At 66.8% G+C, this 16,200-nt stretch carries 14 protein-coding genes; 7 read left to right on the plus strand and 7 right to left on the minus strand.

Going from position 1 to position 16,200, the window contains the following annotated elements:
• Positions 1 to 86: 86 nt before the first annotated feature.
• From OKW28_RS29625 to OKW28_RS29635, 3 genes are read right to left on the minus strand one after another with little or no spacing between them, the layout of a single operon-like run.
• Positions 87 to 1,145 (minus strand): Gfo/Idh/MocA family oxidoreductase, encoded by a 1,059-nt coding sequence (locus OKW28_RS29625; protein WP_429450888.1) that lies wholly within the window; start codon positions 1,143 to 1,145, stop codon positions 87 to 89.
• Positions 1,145 to 2,161: an inositol 2-dehydrogenase gene (gene iolG / locus OKW28_RS29630; protein ID WP_429450890.1), complete on the minus strand. Its 1,017-nt coding sequence runs from the start codon at positions 2,159 to 2,161 to the stop codon at positions 1,145 to 1,147. Before iolG ends, OKW28_RS29625 begins: the two co-directional genes overlap by 1 nt.
• Complete coding sequence (locus OKW28_RS29635; protein WP_429450892.1) at positions 2,154 to 3,038, minus strand: MurR/RpiR family transcriptional regulator; 885 nt, start codon at positions 3,036 to 3,038, stop codon at positions 2,154 to 2,156. The genes iolG and OKW28_RS29635 overlap by 8 nt, the downstream gene beginning before the upstream one ends.
• 276 nt (positions 3,039 to 3,314) lie before the next feature.
• Between OKW28_RS29635 and OKW28_RS29640 the strand changes: the two genes are divergently transcribed.
• The 7 genes from OKW28_RS29640 (at position 3,315) to iolB (ending at position 12,360) form a co-directional block, all read left to right on the plus strand.
• Entirely contained in the window at positions 3,315 to 4,361 is a 1,047-nt protein-coding gene (locus tag OKW28_RS29640; RefSeq protein ID WP_429450894.1) for a sugar ABC transporter substrate-binding protein, read from the plus strand.
• 176 nt (positions 4,362 to 4,537) lie between these two features.
• Positions 4,538 to 5,728, plus strand: coding sequence for an ABC transporter permease (locus tag OKW28_RS29645; protein ID WP_429450896.1), 1,191 nt, complete (start codon positions 4,538 to 4,540; stop codon positions 5,726 to 5,728).
• Positions 5,729 to 5,741: 13 nt separating this feature from the next.
• Complete coding sequence (locus tag OKW28_RS29650) at positions 5,742 to 6,548, plus strand: ATP-binding cassette domain-containing protein (RefSeq protein WP_184006205.1); 807 nt, start codon at positions 5,742 to 5,744, stop codon at positions 6,546 to 6,548.
• 86 nt (positions 6,549 to 6,634) lie between these two features.
• Complete coding sequence (locus OKW28_RS29655) at positions 6,635 to 8,659, plus strand: bifunctional 5-dehydro-2-deoxygluconokinase/5-dehydro-2-deoxyphosphogluconate aldolase (RefSeq protein ID WP_429450898.1); 2,025 nt, start codon at positions 6,635 to 6,637, stop codon at positions 8,657 to 8,659.
• A complete protein-coding gene (gene iolD / locus OKW28_RS29660; RefSeq protein ID WP_429450900.1) occupies positions 8,656 to 10,635 on the plus strand; it encodes a 3D-(3,5/4)-trihydroxycyclohexane-1,2-dione acylhydrolase (decyclizing) in 1,980 nt (659 codons plus the stop codon). The genes OKW28_RS29655 and iolD overlap by 4 nt, the downstream gene beginning before the upstream one ends.
• Before the next feature lie 19 nt (positions 10,636 to 10,654).
• Positions 10,655 to 11,563 carry a myo-inosose-2 dehydratase gene (iolE, locus tag OKW28_RS29665; RefSeq protein WP_429450902.1) on the plus strand — a complete coding sequence of 303 codons (909 nt, stop codon included), beginning with the start codon at positions 10,655 to 10,657 and terminating at the stop codon, positions 11,561 to 11,563.
• Positions 11,560 to 12,360, plus strand: a complete 801-nt coding sequence (gene iolB, locus OKW28_RS29670) for a 5-deoxy-glucuronate isomerase (protein ID WP_187616897.1) — start codon at positions 11,560 to 11,562, stop codon at positions 12,358 to 12,360. Before iolE ends, iolB begins: the two co-directional genes overlap by 4 nt.
• Positions 12,361 to 12,382: 22 nt before the next feature.
• Here the strand turns inward: iolB and OKW28_RS29675 are convergent, their stop codons facing one another.
• The 4 genes from OKW28_RS29675 to OKW28_RS29690 are packed head-to-tail and all read right to left on the minus strand — an operon-like array spanning position 12,383 to position 16,200.
• Positions 12,383 to 13,108, minus strand: coding sequence for an ABC transporter ATP-binding protein (locus OKW28_RS29675; RefSeq protein ID WP_429450905.1), 726 nt, complete (start codon positions 13,106 to 13,108; stop codon positions 12,383 to 12,385).
• Entirely contained in the window at positions 13,105 to 13,905 is an 801-nt protein-coding gene (locus OKW28_RS29680; RefSeq protein WP_429450906.1) for an ABC transporter ATP-binding protein, read from the minus strand. Before OKW28_RS29680 ends, OKW28_RS29675 begins: the two co-directional genes overlap by 4 nt.
• Positions 13,902 to 15,269, minus strand: a complete 1,368-nt coding sequence (locus tag OKW28_RS29685) for a branched-chain amino acid ABC transporter permease (protein WP_429450907.1) — start codon at positions 15,267 to 15,269, stop codon at positions 13,902 to 13,904. The genes OKW28_RS29680 and OKW28_RS29685 overlap by 4 nt, the downstream gene beginning before the upstream one ends.
• The gene (locus OKW28_RS29690; protein WP_429404992.1) at positions 15,262 to 16,200 is read right to left on the minus strand and encodes a branched-chain amino acid ABC transporter permease; all 939 of its coding nucleotides are present in this window, start codon (positions 16,198 to 16,200) and stop codon (positions 15,262 to 15,264) included. Before OKW28_RS29690 ends, OKW28_RS29685 begins: the two co-directional genes overlap by 8 nt.

Here is a 16,200-nt window from a genome sequence, read left to right on the forward strand (position 1 = left end):
GAGGGTCAAATTCTACAGCAGGTGGAGCAGCGGCGCCGGGCATCGCCACGACGCCCATTTCCACGTGCGAGCCGTGCCGCGCGCCGTTACAGCATCACCGCCTCACCGCTTTGCAGCGACTCGCGCAGCGCCACGCCGATACGCGTCGCTTCGAGCGCATCGGCGAGCGTCGCGCCACTCTGTGCCGCATCGCCCTTCCCTGGCCCTTTTTGCACCGATGCGACGAACGCGCGTGCCTCGTGCAGAAACGCGTCCTCGAACCGGTCGAAGAAGTTCGGCGTGCATTCGTTGCGAATGCCGGTCGCGTCGTAGATCTCGACGCGGTTCGCGCGCGGATTGCGGCCGATCATCAGCGCGCCCGCCGTGCCGATCACTTCGCTGTGCGTATCGTTGCCGTGCGCCTGCGTGCGCGACGCGTAGAACATCGCGAGCTTGCCGCCCTCGAATTCGCAGATCGCGACACCGTTGTCGACGTCGCCGAATTCTCGCAGACCCTCGTGCAGCGCGACCGTGCCCGCCGCGAACACGCGCGTCGCGCGCGGCTTGCCGAGCAGCCAGCGGGTGACGTCGATGTCGTGCACCGTGCAGTCGAGAAAGATGCCGCCCGAGGTCGCCGCGAAGCGCACGAAGAAACCGTCGTCGTCGTTTTTATCGGTGGTTTGCGAGCGCACGAGGAACGGCCGGCCGATCTGGCCCGCGGCGATTTTATCGAACGCGTCGCGGTAGCTCGGATCGAAGCGGCGCATGAAGCCGATCGTCGCCTGCAGGTGCGCATAGCGCGCCGCTTCGGCCTGCACGCGCTCGCATTCGGCAACATCGAGCGACAGCGGCTTTTCGCAGAACACATGCTTGCCGGCGCGCAATGCGTCGACGATCTGCTGCGCGTGCAGCGACGAAGGCGTGACGAGCCATACCGCGTCGACGTGCGGATCAACGAGCAGGTCCGCGTAATCGGCGTAGAGACGCGGTTCGTGCAGCGACCCATGCATCGCATCGCGCGCCCATGCGAGTTCATCTTCGAGCGGACTGCACGCGGCCGTGAGCGTCGCGCCCGGCACGCGATACGCGAGATTCTCCGCATGCCGCTTGCCAAGCCGCCCAAGGCCGACCACGCCGATCCGCAAGCGCTCCGTGGCGGGCTTCATCACGCTGCCTCGCCGAGTTTGATCGCACGGCCCTCGCGCCACGACCGCGTCGCGGCTTCCGCGAGTTCGAGCGCTTTCAGGCCATCCGCGACGGTCGTGCGCACCGGCTTGCCATGCGTGACCGCGTCGAAGAAATGCGCGATTTCGAGCGCGTATGCCGCGCGATAGCGTTCGAGAAAAAACGCCTCGGGCACGTCGGTCGATACTTCCGTCTTCGAGTACGCGGTGACTTCGGTGGGCCGAACGTTGCCTGCTTGCAGCATGCCGGTGCTGCCGAGCACTTCGAAGCGCTGGTCGTAGCCGTAGGCAGCGCGCCGCGCGGTGTTGATCTGGCACAGCCGCCCGCGTTTCGTGCGGATCGTCACCGCGGTCGAATCGATGTCGCCCGCGTCGGCGATCGCGGGGTCGGTGAGGCAACTGCCGGTGGCGTGCAGCGTGTCGGCTTCGTCGTCGAGAATCCAGCGACAGATGTCGAAGTCGTGAATCAGCATGTCCTTGAAGATGCCGCCCGAGTGCCGGATGTACTCGACCGGCGGCGCCCCCGGATCGCGGCTCGTGACGACGAGCATTTCCGGCGTGCCGATCTCGCCCGCGTCGAGACGCGCTTTCAACGCGGAAAACGTCGGATCGAAGCGCCGCTGAAAACCGATCATGCACACGACACCGGCGCGCTCCACCGCTTCTGCGCACATCCGCGCGCGCTCCAACGTGAGATCGACCGGCTTCTCGCAGAACACGTGCTTGTTCTGCGCGGCCGATTTGACGATCAGGTCCGCATGCGTGTCGGTGCTCGAACAGATCACGGTCGCGCCGATCGATGCATCGCCGATCGCGCCGTCGCTATCCACAACCTGCGCGCCATACTGCGCGGCGAGCGCGGCGGCCGCCTCGCGATTCACGTCGACCACGTATTTGAGCCGCACGCCGGGCTGCCGCGCGAGATTCGCCGCATGGATCTTGCCGATGCGCCCCGCGCCGAATACGGCGACGTCGATCCTGTTTACCGCGTCAGTCATCGTAGCCTCCAGTGTCGTTGGATTCTTCAACGTTCAGTTCGAGCTTGTACGCGAGCGCGATGAAGAGCGCCTGGCACAGGCAGATCGTGCTGGTCAGCGAGCGGAACGCGAACGCGCTGCCCTCTTTCACGTACAGCTGCGTGCTGGCGTAGCGTGCGAGCGGCGACAGTTGGCTATCCGTAATGACTAGCGTCTTCGCCTGAAGATGATGCGCGACGCGCAGACAGTACTGTGTCTCCTTGCCGTACGGCGCGAAGCTGATCGCAATCACCACGTCGCCCTTCCTGACACTGCGGATCTGCTCGCGATACATGCCGCCGAAGCCAGACACCAGATGCACGCGCTTGTGCGTGTGCTGCAACGCATAGACGATGTAGCTCGCGACCGGAAACGAGCGCCGCACCCCGATCACGTAGATGTTGTCGGCCTGCTGCAGCATCTTCACGGCGGCGTCGAACTGCTTGTCGTCGAGGCCCGCTTCGAGTTCTTCGAGGCCGCCGCGCGACGCGGCGATGAACTCGCGCGCGACCGCGCCGCCCGACAAGGTGCCGGGCTTCTCGTCGATCAGCTTGCGGATGCGCTGCTGATAGCTCGACGACGACACGCCCTGCCCCGTATACGCCTGACGAAACACCGCCTGCAGATCCGAAAACCCGGAAAAGCCGAAGCGCTGCGCAAAGCGCACGACCGCCGACGGATGCACGCCGCAGCTCGCGGCGATATCGCTCGTGCGATCCATCATCACGCTCGAGCGATGCTGCTCGATGTACGTCGCGACGCTTTTCAACTGCCGCGGCAGCGACTCGTAGGTATCCGCGATGCGCTGCATCAATTCGTCGACGCTCGGCACCGCTTCTTCGGTGATCTGTTCCGCCATGACAGCCTCTCGGGGTTTCCTGCAATGCGGCAGACGCGCCCGCGGCGCGCCGCAACGTGCATCCGACGTTGCCGAGTATAGGCGGCCGCCCCGTCAAATGGAACGTATTTTCCATTTTTATTTCTCATGAAATTTTCTTTGCAAGGCTTCGGAAGATGACCTACTCTTGGTCGTGAGCGATGGCGCGTCGGCCTCGTTGTGTGGGTCATCGGAATGGAAAGCCGCCCGCCAGTCGCTCCCTCAATAACGAACGACAGACCGAGAAAGGTGGAGACAATGAGACTTTGCAGAGGCAAGGCAACGCTCAGGATTCTGGTGACGGCGTTGACGTTGGCGACGGGATTCGGCGCGGCCTCGGCCGCCCGCGCGGCGGACGCCCACTTCGTGCTGATCAGCCACGCGCCGGATTCGGACTCGTGGTGGAACACGATCAAGAACGCGATCAAGCAGGCCGACGAGGACTTCAACGTTCAGACCGACTACCGCAATCCGCCGAACGGCGACATCGCCGACATGGCGCGTCTCGTCGAGCAGGCGGCCGCGCGCAACTACGACGGCGTGATCGTGTCGATCGCCGACTTCGACGTGCTGAAGAGCTCGATCGCGAAGGTCACCGAGAAGCACATTCCGCTCGTCACGATCAATTCGGGCACCGAGGAGCAAAGCGCGAAGCTCGGCGCGATCATGCACGTCGGCCAGCCCGAGTTCGCGGCCGGCAAAGCCGCCGGAGAAAAGGCCAAGGCCGCCGGCATCAAGTCGTTCCTGTGCGTGAACCACTACGCGACGAACCCGGCTTCGTTCGAACGCTGCCGCGGTTTCGCCGAAGCGATCGGCGCCAACTTCAAAACCTCGACGCTCGACACGGGCCAGGACCCGACCGGCGTGCAGTCGAAGGTCAGCGCGTTCCTGCGCAACCATCCGGATACCCAGGCGGTGCTGACGCTCGGTCCGCTGTCGGCCGATCCGACGCTGAAGGCGCTGCAGCAGATGGGCCTCGCCGGCAAGATCTGGTTCGCGACGTTCGACTTCGACAGCGACATCGCGAAGGGCATCCAGGACGGCACGATCCAGTTCGCGATCGACCAGCAACCGTACTTGCAGGGCTATATCCCGGTTGCCGTACTCGCGATCGTGAAGAAGAACAACACCACCGATCCGGCCAGGATCCGCGAAATCCTGCAGGCGAATCCGAAGTTCAAGGAGCGTCTTGCCACTTATGGGCTCGCGCCGTCGTACGGGCCGCGCAATATCGGCTCGGGCCCCGGCTTCATCACGAAGGCCAACGTCGACAAGGTGCTGAAGTACGCCGGCCAATACCGCTAGACGCACGGCAACGCATCGCGTCGCGCGCCTAAGCCGCCGCGCTGGCGGCAAGGTTAAAAAAACAGTGACCGGCGGGACGCATGGCGTCTTGCCGGCGCTCGCCCGCTCAGCGGATTCGCAAAGGCCCACGGCATTGCGCCGACCCGCCGGTCGCGGGCGTATCAAGGAGAGCTTCAATGGGTGTCGCCGACCTGTTTCATCCCCATCACCGCAAGCAACCGCCACCTGATCCGCAGGATCCGGCAAAGTCCGCTGCGACGACCGTCTCGCAATCCGCTGCCGTCGACGAACGCGTGCGCGAGGAATCCTGGTTCCGCCATCTGCTCGGCCGACCGGAATTCGCGGCGCTTGCCGGCACCGTGATGGTGTTCATCGTGTTCGGCGTGGCGGCCGGCAACTCGGGGATGTTCAATCTCGACGGCGTGATGAACTGGTCGCAGGTCGCCGCGTATCTCGGTCTGATCTCGGTCGGCGCGTGCCTGCTGATGATCGCCGGCGAGTTCGATCTGTCGATCGGTTCGATGATCGGCTTTGCCGGCATGATGGTCGCGCTGCCGACCATGTACTTCCACTGGCCGATCTGGCTGGCGATCGTGTTCGCGTTCGTCGGCTCGATGCTGCTCGGCGCGCTCAACGGCTATCTGGTGATGCGCACGCGCCTGCCGTCGTTCATCGTCACGCTCGCGTTCCTGTTCATTCTGCGCGGTCTCACGCTCGCGCTATCGGTGATGTTCGCCGATCGCACCATCATCTCCGGCGTCGGCGACGTCGCGCGTCAGGACTGGTTCGCGCACACGTTCTTCCAGGGCGTCGCGTTCAGAGGCCTGTTCGTATGGCTCGGCCACCTCGGCCTCGTGAAGATGCTCGACAATGGCACGCCGCTCGTGCCGGGCATTCCCAAGGTGCTGCTGTGGTGGCTCGTGCTCGCCGTGGTCTGCGCGTTCACGCTCGCCAAGACGCGCTTCGGCAACTGGATTTTCGCGGTCGGCGGCGACGCCACCGCGGCCAAGAACGTCGGCGTGCCGGTGCGTCGCGTGAAGATTTCGCTGTTCGTGCTGACCGCGTTCTGCTCGGCCCTGTATGCAGTACTTCAGGTGTGCGACATCGGTTCAGCCGCGGCCGACCGCGGTTTGCAGGCGGAGTTCGAGGCGATCATCGCCGCGGTGATCGGCGGCACGCTGCTGACAGGCGGCTACGGCTCCGTGATCGGCGCATGCTTCGGTGCGCTGATCTTCGGCGTCGTGCAGATCGGCATCACGTACACCAACGTCGATTCCGACTGGTTCCGCGTGTTCCTCGGCGTGATGCTGCTGTTCGCCGTGCTGTTCAACCACTACGTGCGCGGCCGCGTCGCGGCATCGCGCTAGACGGAGGTTCACGATGAGCACCCCCGAACAGAACACCGATGACATCATTCTGTCGCTGGAAAACGTCAGCCGTTATTTCGGCAACATCATCGCGCTGAACGACATCACGCTGCGCCTCATACGCGGCGAAGTGCATTGCCTGCTCGGCGACAACGGCGCCGGCAAGTCGACGCTGATCAAGACGCTCGCGGGCGTGTATCAGCCGAGCAAAGGCACCTACCGGGTGGACGGCAAACCGGTGCACTTCACGTCGCCGAAAGACGCGCTCGATCTCGGTATCGCAACCGTCTACCAGGATCTCGCGCTGGTGCCGCTGCTATCGGTCGCGCGCAATTTTTTCATGGGCCGCGAGCCGCAGAAAAAGCTGTTCGGCCTTCTGAACGTGATGGACCTCGAAACCTGCGCAACCACCGCGCGCGACAAGCTCGCCGAAATGGGCATCAACGTGCGCGACCCGCATCAGCCGATCGGCACGATGTCGGGCGGCGAGCGTCAATGTCTGGCGATTGCGCGTGCGATCCACTTCGGCGCGCGCGTGCTGATTCTCGACGAACCGACCGCCGCGCTCGGCGTCAAGCAGAGCTTCAACGTGCTGAAGCTGATCCACAAGGCGCGCGCCAAAGGCATCTCGGTGATCTTCATCACGCACAACGTGCACCACGCGTATCCGATCGGCGATTCGTTCACGCTGCTCAACCGCGGCCGCTCGCTCGGCACGTTCACCAAACAGACGATCAGCAAGGACGAAGTGCTCGACATGATGGCCGGCGGCGCCGAGATGCAGAAGATGATCGGCGAACTCGAAGGCGCGACGATCTGACCGATTCGCGCGGCACGTCCAGCCTCGGCGCGTTTCGCCCGGCTGGCCGACGCGCACCTACCGCGCACTGTTACTCAGGACTATTCATGGCTCACTCCAGCACCTCCAGCGGTAACGCAGCGGACAGCCGGTTCGCGCCGGGGCGCGCCCGCGACATCGTGTGCCTCGGCCGGCTGGCCGTCGATCTGTACGCGCAGCAGGTCGGCGCACGGCTCGAAGACGTGTCGAGCTTCGCGAAGTATCTCGGCGGCTCGTCAGCGAACATCGCGTTCGGCTGCGCGCGGCTCGGGCTTGCCGCAGCCATGCTGGCGCGCGTCGGCAACGATCACATGGGGCGCTTCCTGACGGAGACGCTCACGAAGGAAGGCTGCGACGTGAGTCACGTGCGCATCGATCACGATCGGCTGACCGCGCTCGTGCTGCTCGGCCTGAAGGACCGTGACACCTTTCCGCTGATCTTCTACCGCGAGAACTGCGCGGACATGGCGGTCGACGAGGCCGACTTCGACGAGGCGTTCATCGCGTCGTCGAAAGCGCTGCTGATCACCGGCACGCATTTCTCGACCGAGCAGGTCAATCGCACGAGCCGTCGCGCGCTCGACTACGCGCGCCGCAACAACGTGCGCACCGTGCTCGACATCGACTACCGCCCGGTGCTGTGGGGACTCACGGGCAAGGCCGACGGCGAGACGCGTTTCGTGGCGAGCGAAGGCGTCAGCGCGCATTTGCAGCGGATTCTGCCGCTGTTCGATCTGGTGATCGGCACCGAGGAAGAGTTTCGCATCGCCAGCGGCAAGACCGACCTCGCCGACGCGCTCGCGATGGTGCGCGCGGTGACGCCGGCCACGCTCGTGCTGAAACGCGGGCCGCTCGGCTGTCAGATCATTGACGGCGAGGTGCCTGCATCGCTCGACGATGCGCCGATTCATGGCGGCGTCGAAGTCGAAGTGCTGAACGTGCTCGGCGCGGGCGACGCGTTCGCTTCCGGCTTCCTGTCCGGCTGGCTGCGCGATCAGCCGCTCGACGCCTGCGCGCGCGCCGCGAATGCGAGTGGCGCGCTGGTCGTGTCTCGGCACGGCTGCGCCCCGGCGATGCCGACACCGGCCGAACTCGACTACTTCCTGCGCGAAGCGCAGGCCGATCCGCAACGCATGCGCCGCCCCGATCGCGATGCGAAGCTCGCAAGACTGCATCGCGTGTCGCCGGCGCGCAAAGCGTGGCACGAGGTGCTCGGCTTCGCTTTCGATCATCGCAACCCGTTCTTCGAACTCGCGCAGCAGACCGGTGCCGACGAAGCGCGCATTGCCCGGTTGAAGGGCTTGTTCGTCGAAGCGGTCGCGCAAACCGAACGTGCATTGAACTTGCAGGGACGCATCGGCGTACTGATCGACGACCGCTATGGTCAGGACGCGCTGAATGCCGCGACCGGTCGCGGCTGGTGGATCGGCCGCCCGGTCGAACTGCCCGGCTCCGTGCCGCTCGTGTTCGATCATGGTCGTTCGATCGGCACCACGTTGATCGCGTGGCCGCAGGAACACGTCGTCAAATGCCTCGTGCAGTTTCATCCCGACGAGCCGATCGAGCAGCGGCTCGAACAGGAGGCGCAACTGCGCGCGCTGTATGACGCGACCCAGGCAAGCGGCCACGAACTGCTGCTCGAAGTGATTCCTCCGAAGCATGCGTCGCTGCCGCAGGGACCGGACATCGTGTTTCGCGCGTTGAAGCGCCTGTACAACCTCGGCATCTACCCCGAGTGGTGGAAGCTCGAACCGATGGACGCCGCGCAATGGCAGGCCATCGACGCGTTGATCGCCGAGCGCGATCCGTATTGCCGTGGCGTCGTGCTGCTCGGTTTATCGGCGGCGGTCGAGCAGTTGAGCGAGGGCTTTCGCGCGGCCGCGCAAGCGGCGACGTGCCGCGGCTTCACGGTCGGCCGCACGATCTTTCACGAACCGAGTCATGCGTGGCTCGCTGGTGAAATTGGCGACGACGAACTGATCGCGCGCGTGCGCCTCACGTTCGAAACGCTGATCGCCGCGTGGCGCGGTGCGCGCGGCGAACCGGCGGCGCATGGCACACCTCATCACGCTCATCAGGAGCAGGCCGCATGAACGAGCGCATCATGGATGACGACACCCCATCCGCCAGCGGCGCGACGCAAGCGCACGCGCCTGCGCGCACCAGCGGCGCGATTCGCCTGACGATGGCGCAGGCGCTCGTGCGCTATCTGGCCGCGCAACGCGTCGCCAGCGAAGACGGCACCAACGTCGAACCGCTGTTCGGCGGCGTGTTCGCGATTTTCGGTCACGGCAACGTCGCGGGCATCGGCGAGGCGCTGTATCAGCATCGCGACGCGCTGCCGACCTTGCGCGCGCACAACGAGCAGGCGATGGCGCACAGTGCGATCGCCTACGCGAAGGCGCACTTTCGCCGCCGCATGATGGCCGTGACGACGTCGATCGGCCCAGGTGCCACCAATCTGCTGACCGCGGCCGCGCTCGCGCACGTGAACCGTTTGCCGGTGCTGCTGTTGCCCGGCGACATCTTCGTGTCGCGCGCGCCCGATCCGGTCTTGCAGCAGGTCGAGGATTTCAACGATGGCGGCGTGTCCGCGAATGACGCGTTCAAGCCGCTGTCGCGCTACTTCGACCGCATCGTGCATCCTGCGCAATTGCTGAGCGCGCTGCCGCGCGCGATCCGCGTGCTCACCGATGCCGCGTTGTGCGGCCCCGTCACGCTGGCGCTGCCGCAGGACGTGCAGGCGCAGGCGTGGGACTTCCCGGAGGACTTTTTCACGCCGCGTGTCGTGCGCTTTCATGCACCCGCGCCGCGTAGCGACGATATCGACGCCGCGTGCGCGCGCTTGCGGCACGCGAAGCGTCCGTTGATCGTCGCGGGCGGCGGCGTGCTGTACAGCCGCGCGGCCGATGCGCTGCACCGCTTCGCAAGCGCGCATGGCGTGCCGGTCGCGGAAACGCAGGCCGGCAAAAGCTCGCTCGCGTGGAACGATCCGCTGAATGCAGGCGCGCTCGGGGTGACCGGCTCAGCGGCTGCCAACGCGCTTGCGCATGACGCCGACTGCGTGCTCGCGCTCGGCACGCGGCTGCAGGACTTCACGACCGGCTCGAACACGCTGTTCACGCAAGCCGACGTGATCGCGATCAACGCGAACGGATTCGACGCGCTCAAGCATCGCGGCTTCGTCGTCGAAGCCGATGTGAAACTCGCGCTCGATGCGCTAACGGGGCCGCTGCAAGGCTGGCACGCCGAGCGCAGCTGGACCGCGCGCGCACACAAGCTCGCGGCGAGCTGGCGCGACACCGTGCAAACGCTCACCCACGCGCCGCAACGCGACGCGGTACTGCCCTACGAGGGCGACGTGATCGGCGCGGTGCAGCGTTCGAGCGCGCACTCGCCGACCGACGACATCGTCGTCTGCGCGGCCGGCACGCTGCCCGCCGATCTGCACAAGCTATGGCGCGCGGGCCGGCCCGGCGCGTATCACGTCGAATACGGCTATTCGTGCATGGGCTACGAGATCGCGGGCGGCCTCGGCGTCAAGCTCGCGCGGCCCGAGCGCGAGGTGATCGTGATTCTCGGCGACGGCAGCTATCTGATGATGAACAGCGAGATCGCGAGCTCGGTGATGCTCGGCGCGAAGCTGATCGTCGTCGTGCTCGACAATCGCGGCTTCGGCTGCATCAATCGACTGCAACAGGCTTGCGGTGGCGCACCGTTCAACAATCTGCTCGACGATTGCGTGCACGCACCGGAAGGCGCGCCGCGCATCGACTTCGCCGCGCATGCGCGCGCGCTCGGCGCGCAAGCCGAGCATGCGCGCAATCTCGCCGGGCTCGAAGCGGCACTGCAACGCGCGCGCGCGGCGCGAGGCACGTACGTGATCAGCATCGACACCGACCCGGCTCGCACCACCGGAGATGGTGGCTGGTGGTGGGAAGTCGCGGTGCCCGAAGTGTCGACGCGCACCGAGGTGCGCGACGCCCGCGCGAAGTACGACGCGCAGCTCGCCGCGCGCGCGGCGCCGCCCGCGACGCCTGCGCCGTCACAGGGCGGCGATCACGACTGAGAACCATGAGGACTCCGGCATGACTGCTTTCGACGTACGCATTGGCATCAACCCGCTGTCGTGGATGAACGACGACCTGCCGTCGCTCGGCGGCGAGACGCCGCTCGAAGTCGCGCTGACCGAGGGTCGCCAGATCGGCTATCAGGGCTTCGAACTCGGCAACAAGTTTCCTCGCGAGCCGCAAGCGCTGAAAACGCTGCTCGCGCAATACGGCCTCGCGCTCGTGTCTGGCTGGTACTCGGGACAACTGGCCAGGCGCAGCGTCGCCGAAGAAATCGACGCGGTCGGCCCGCATCTGGAGTTGCTCGCGCAGAACGGCGCGACCGTGATGGTGTATGGTGAAGTCGCCGATTCGATCCAGGGCGCGCCGCGCCCGCTGTATCAACGGCCGCGCTTTTTCAGCGACACGCAATGGACCGGCTACGCGGCACGCGTCGATGAATTCGCGCGTTATACGCTGAGTCGCGGCGTGCGGCTCGCCTATCATCATCATATGGGCGCGTACGTCGAAACGCCTGCCGACGTCGATCAGTTGATGGCGCGCACAAGCGACGCGGTCGGCCTGCTGTTCGACGCCGGACACATCACGTTGGCGGGCGGCGATCCGTTGGCCGTGCTCGACCAACACATCGCGCGCGTTTGCCACGTGCACTGCAAGGACGTGCGCCCCGCCGTGATGAAGCTCGCACGCAATCGCAACTGGAGTTTTCTCGATGCGGTGATCGCCGGTGCGTTCACGGTGCCCGGCGACGGCGCGGTCGATTTTCCGGCGCTGATCGACCGGTTGAAGCGGCACGGTTATTGCGGCTGGCTCGTCGTCGAGGCGGAGCAGGACCCGGTGGTCGCGCCGCCGTTCGACTATGCGCAGAAGGGATATGGAACTTTGCGGGCGCTCGTCGATGCGCCGCTCGGCAAGGAGGCAGCATGAGCTTATTAGTGAAGGCAGAGCGCGAAGGCCAGACGATCGCGCGCGTGACGCCGCAGTCGGCCTGCTGGCGCTATGTGGGATTCGCCGCGTACCGGCTCGGCGCGAACGAACTCGTCTACGTGTTCGAGCCGGCGCGTGAAGCTTGCATCGTCGTGCTGAGCGGCGCGGTCGATATCGAAACGCCGGGCACGACGTGGAGCTCGCTCGGTTCACGCGACAGCGTGTTCGAAGACGCGGCGCCGTACGCGGTGTATTTGCCGCCGAAGGTGCGTGCGACGGTGCGCGCATGCCGCGACGCGGAGATCGGTGTCGCGAGCGCGCCGGCCAAGGGCGAGTATCCGGCGCGGCTGATCGAGCCAGCGTCGATGAAACGCTCGACGCGTGGTAAGTCGCTAAATACGCGTTACGTGTGCGACATTCTTCCGCACACCGAGCCGGCGGAATCGCTGCTGGTGGTCGAAGTGAGAACGCCGGGCGGTCACGCGTCGAGCTACCCGCCGCACAAGCACGACACCGACAATATCCCGCTCGAAAGCTCGCTCGAAGAGACCTATTACCACCGGCTCGATCCGCCGCAAGGCTTCGCATTCCAACGCGTGTACACCGACTCACGCGATATCGACGAATCGATGGCCGTCGAGGATCACGACGTCGTGATGGTGCCGCGCGGCTATCACCCGGTCATCGTGCCGTACGGCTACGACTCGTATTATCTGAACGTGATGGCGGGCAGCCAGCGGGTCTGGCATTTCCATAACGATCCGGCGCACGAATGGATCATCAACAAGGATGCTTGACTAACTAGTCCGTAGTCGCGCGTCAGCCAACCCCGAGCCATTCGCGCGTCACGTCGTCGCGCGACATAAACGACGCCAGCGCGCCGTCGAACACGATCTCGCCGTGCCCCATCACCGCGACGCGGCACGCGATGTCCCGCGCGATCACGAGCCGCTGCTCGATCAGCAACATCGCGACGCCACGCTCGCGCAGCGCGTGCAGACAGGCGGCGACCTGCTGCATCACGAGACTCGCGAGCCCTTCGCTGGGCTCGTCGATCAACAGCAGATCGGGATCTCCGAGCAGCGCCCGCGCGAGTGCGAGCATCTGTTGCTCGCCGCCCGACAGCGCGCCGGCGCGCGTGCGCTTGCGCCCGGCGAGCACCGGGAACAGCGCGTACGCGTCGTCGAGCGTGAAGCGCGCCGCGCGGCCGCGCGCACGCGATGCGGCAGCCGGCGCAATGCCGAGCAGCAGGTTTTCATGCACGCTCAGCGCGGCGAACACGTCGCGATGCTCGGCCACATAGCCGAGCCCGAGCCGCGCGATCTCGAACGTGCGCCGACCGGCGAGCGAACGCCCCGCGAAACGCAGTTCGCCCTCGCAGCGCACGAGGCCCATGATCGCGCGTGCGAGCGTCGAGCGGCCCGAGCCGTTGCGGCCGACCAGCGCGACCACTTCGCCGGGCTCGATGCTCAGCGTGACGCCGTGCAGCGCCTGGCTCGCGCCGTACCACGCATTCAGGTCGCAAATGTCGAGCAGCGCGCTCATCGGCCTGCTCCGTGGTCCGGTTCATCACCCGCCCGCGCGCCTGAGCCGACGTCGAAGCGTTCGCCCAGATACGCGGCCCGGACCGCCGCGTCCGCGCGAATCGCGGCCGGCGATCCACTTGCGATGATGCGCCCTTGCACCAGCACCGAAATGCGATCGGCGATCGCGAACACCACATCCATATCGTGCTCGACCATCAGCAGCGTGCGGCCGGCGGTGGTGTCGCGGATCAGCTCGATCGCGCGTGCCGCTTCCGCGCGGTTCATGCCCGCCGTCGGTTCGTCGAGCAGCAGCGTGTGCGCGCCGCCCGCGAGCGCGATGCCGAGGTCGAGCGCGCGCTGCTCCGCGTAGCTGAGCGTGCCGGCCGCGACGTCGCGGCGCGCGCCGAGGCCGACCGCGTCGAGCACGTCGGCGGCGCGCGCATCGACCGCGGCCGTGCCGGTCAGACGCTGCCACCAGCGCGTGCGATCGCGCTCGGCAAGCTGCGCCGCGCAGCGCAGGTTGTCAAACACGGACAGCCGTGCGAACACGCTGGTGCTCTGAAAGCTGCGCGCGAGGCCACGGCGCGCGATCGCGGCCGGCGCGAGCCGCGTGATGTCCGCGCCGAACAGGTGGATACGCCCCGCGCTCGGCCGCGCGCAGCCCCCGATCAGGTTGAACAGCGTGGACTTGCCCGCGCCGTTCGGGCCGATCAGCGCGTGCCGCTCGCCTGGCTCGATCGCGAGATCGACGCCGCGCAGAATTTGCGTCGAGCCGAAACGCTTTTCGATGCCGTGGAGCGCGAGTGCGGGGATCATCGTGCGGCTCCGGGGAATCGTGCCGCGCGTGCATGGGCCGTGATGCGCGCATGCGCGCGCAGCGCGTGGCGCGTGGTCAGCGCAGCCAGAGCGGCGAGCGCAACGAGCGCCAGCGCAAGAGGAAGCGGCGAGGCGGCAAGCGGCGACAGCGGCGGCGCGACGGTGACATCGGTACCCGCGCCAGCGCCCGCACCTGCACCTGCACCGGCGCCGAACAATGCGCCGAACAACACACCTGAAACCGCACCTTCGTCCGCGCCGAACTGCGCCGCATAGGCCCACTGCACCGCGAACACGATGGCCGCGAGCCACAGCAACCCCGCCGCCGCGCTCCACAAATACGCGGCGCGGCAAGGTCGCCAGCCGTTGGCGGCAATCCACGCCGTCTGCCGCGAGGCAAAGCCGGCGAGCCCATCCGGCGCGGCCAGCACGACGACGACGAAGAACAGCCCGAGATAGAACAGCCACGCCCGCGTGACACTGGCGACCACCACGCTGAAAAACGTCAGTACGATCGCCCCCGCGACCGGCCCGAAGAACGCCGCCGTGCCGCCGATCACGGTCGCGATCAGCACCGCGCCCGAGCGCATCATGCCGACGCTCTCAGTCGATACGAGCTCGATATTGATCAGCCCGAGCGTGCCCGAGATGCCCGCGAAAAACGCCGACAGCACGATCACGCCATAGCGAACCCGCCGCGGATAGCAGCCGATCGCCGCCGCGCGCGCCGGGTTGTCGCGCACAGCGTTCGCGAGCCGCATGAACGGTGTGCGCGACAGCGCGAACAGCGCGACACTGGCGACGACGCTCCACAGCGCGATCAGCGCATAGGCCTCGCGCGCCGGACCGAAGCTCCAGCCGCCGAAGAGTGGCCCGCTCGCGCGATCGATCGCGACGCCCGCCTCGCCGCCGAACCAGCCCGGCAGCGTCCACGCGGCCGCGACGACTAGCTCGCCGAGACCGAGCGTGATCATCGCGAATGCGGTGCCGGCACGGCGCGTCGCGATGAAGCCGAACAGCACACCGCACAGCGCGCCGCCGATGCCGCCGACCAACGGCAGCAGCACGAGCGGCATGCCGCCCGCGTTGAACACCCGCGCGGCGATCAACGCGCCGAGCCCCGCATAAGCGGCGTGTCCGAACGACAGCAGCCCGGTCCCGCCGAGCAGCAGGTTGTACGACAGCGCGAACACGATCAGCGTCGCGCTTTGCGCGAGATAGCCGAGCAGCCAGCTGTGCGGCCAGATGAAAGGCGGTGCGGCCAGAAAGGCGACGAGCGCGAGCCACGGCGCGAGCGCACGGCCGGCCCCGCGAGGCGGCACCTCGCCTTCCAGCGCGTTTGACGACCCGCTCCGCTTACGCATGATCGTCACGCCGTCCGAACAGCCCGCGCGGCCTCGTCGCCAGCACCGCGACGAGCAGCAGGTACGGCAGCAGCGGCGCCAGTTGCGCGAGCGTCAGCGCGTCCCATTCGGGCGGCAGCACCGCGCCGGCGAGCGACACCACGTCGCCCAACGACAGATCGCTCGCGACCGCCAGCGTTTGCAGGCACCCCACCAGCAGCGATGCGACGAGCGCCCCGCTCAGCGATCCGAGCCCGCCGATCACGACCACGACGAACACGATCGAGCCGAGCGACTCCGCCATCGCCGGCTCGATGACGAACAGCGGCGCGCCGATCACGCCGGCCAGCGCGGCGAGCGCGGTGCCGGCCGCGAACACGCCGGTGAACACGCGCGGCACGTCGTGCCCGAGCGCTTCGACGGCCTGCGCATGCGTGAGCGCGGCGCGCACGATCAAGCCCGTCTTCGACACGCGCAGCATCGCGACGAGCGCCGCGAGCATCGCGAGCGACACCGCCATCATGAACGCGCGGTAGCGCGTGAAGACCGCGCCGTACAGCGAGAACAGCGGACCGTCGAGCACCGCCGGAATCCTCGCCGACAGCGGACCGAGCCCCCAGCCGAGCTTGACGAGTTCGCCGAGCAGATAGGCGGCGCCGAACGTCAGCAGCAGTTCGGGCAGATGCCCGTGCCCGCGCACGCGCCGCAGCAGCCAGCGTTCGAGCGCCGCGCCGAGCAGACCGACGAGGAGCGGCGCAACCACCAGCGCGCTCCAGAAGCCGGCGCGCGCCGCCACCGAAAAGCCGACGTACGCGCCGAGCATATAGAAGCTCGCATGCGCAAAGTTGAGCACGCCGAGCATGCTGAAGATCAGCGTCAGCCCGGCCGACAGCATGAACAGCAACAGCCCGTAGCTCAGGCCGTTGAGCAGAGTGATGATGAACGACTGCAC

Source organism: Paraburkholderia sp. 40 (assembly GCF_050434105.1).
In the GTDB taxonomy this organism is placed as follows: Bacteria; Pseudomonadota; Gammaproteobacteria; order Burkholderiales; family Burkholderiaceae; genus Paraburkholderia; species Paraburkholderia tuberum.

Coding starts and splice junctions, on each gene's coding strand:
- OKW28_RS29625 (WP_429450888.1), bottom strand. CDS start 1,145: ATGAAGCCCGCCACGGAGCGCTTGCGGATCGGCGTGGTCGGCCTTGGG.
- iolG (WP_429450890.1), bottom strand. CDS start 2,161: ATGACTGACGCGGTAAACAGGATCGACGTCGCCGTATTCGGCGCGGGG.
- OKW28_RS29635 (WP_429450892.1), bottom strand. CDS start 3,038: ATGGCGGAACAGATCACCGAAGAAGCGGTGCCGAGCGTCGACGAATTG.
- OKW28_RS29640 (WP_429450894.1), top strand. CDS start 3,315: ATGAGACTTTGCAGAGGCAAGGCAACGCTCAGGATTCTGGTGACGGCG.
- OKW28_RS29645 (WP_429450896.1), top strand. CDS start 4,538: ATGGGTGTCGCCGACCTGTTTCATCCCCATCACCGCAAGCAACCGCCA.
- OKW28_RS29650 (WP_184006205.1), top strand. CDS start 5,742: ATGAGCACCCCCGAACAGAACACCGATGACATCATTCTGTCGCTGGAA.
- OKW28_RS29655 (WP_429450898.1), top strand. CDS start 6,635: ATGGCTCACTCCAGCACCTCCAGCGGTAACGCAGCGGACAGCCGGTTC.
- iolD (WP_429450900.1), top strand. CDS start 8,656: ATGAACGAGCGCATCATGGATGACGACACCCCATCCGCCAGCGGCGCG.
- iolE (WP_429450902.1), top strand. CDS start 10,655: ATGACTGCTTTCGACGTACGCATTGGCATCAACCCGCTGTCGTGGATG.
- iolB (WP_187616897.1), top strand. CDS start 11,560: ATGAGCTTATTAGTGAAGGCAGAGCGCGAAGGCCAGACGATCGCGCGC.
- OKW28_RS29675 (WP_429450905.1), bottom strand. CDS start 13,108: ATGAGCGCGCTGCTCGACATTTGCGACCTGAATGCGTGGTACGGCGCG.
- OKW28_RS29680 (WP_429450906.1), bottom strand. CDS start 13,905: ATGATCCCCGCACTCGCGCTCCACGGCATCGAAAAGCGTTTCGGCTCG.
- OKW28_RS29685 (WP_429450907.1), bottom strand. CDS start 15,269: ATGCGTAAGCGGAGCGGGTCGTCAAACGCGCTGGAAGGCGAGGTGCCG.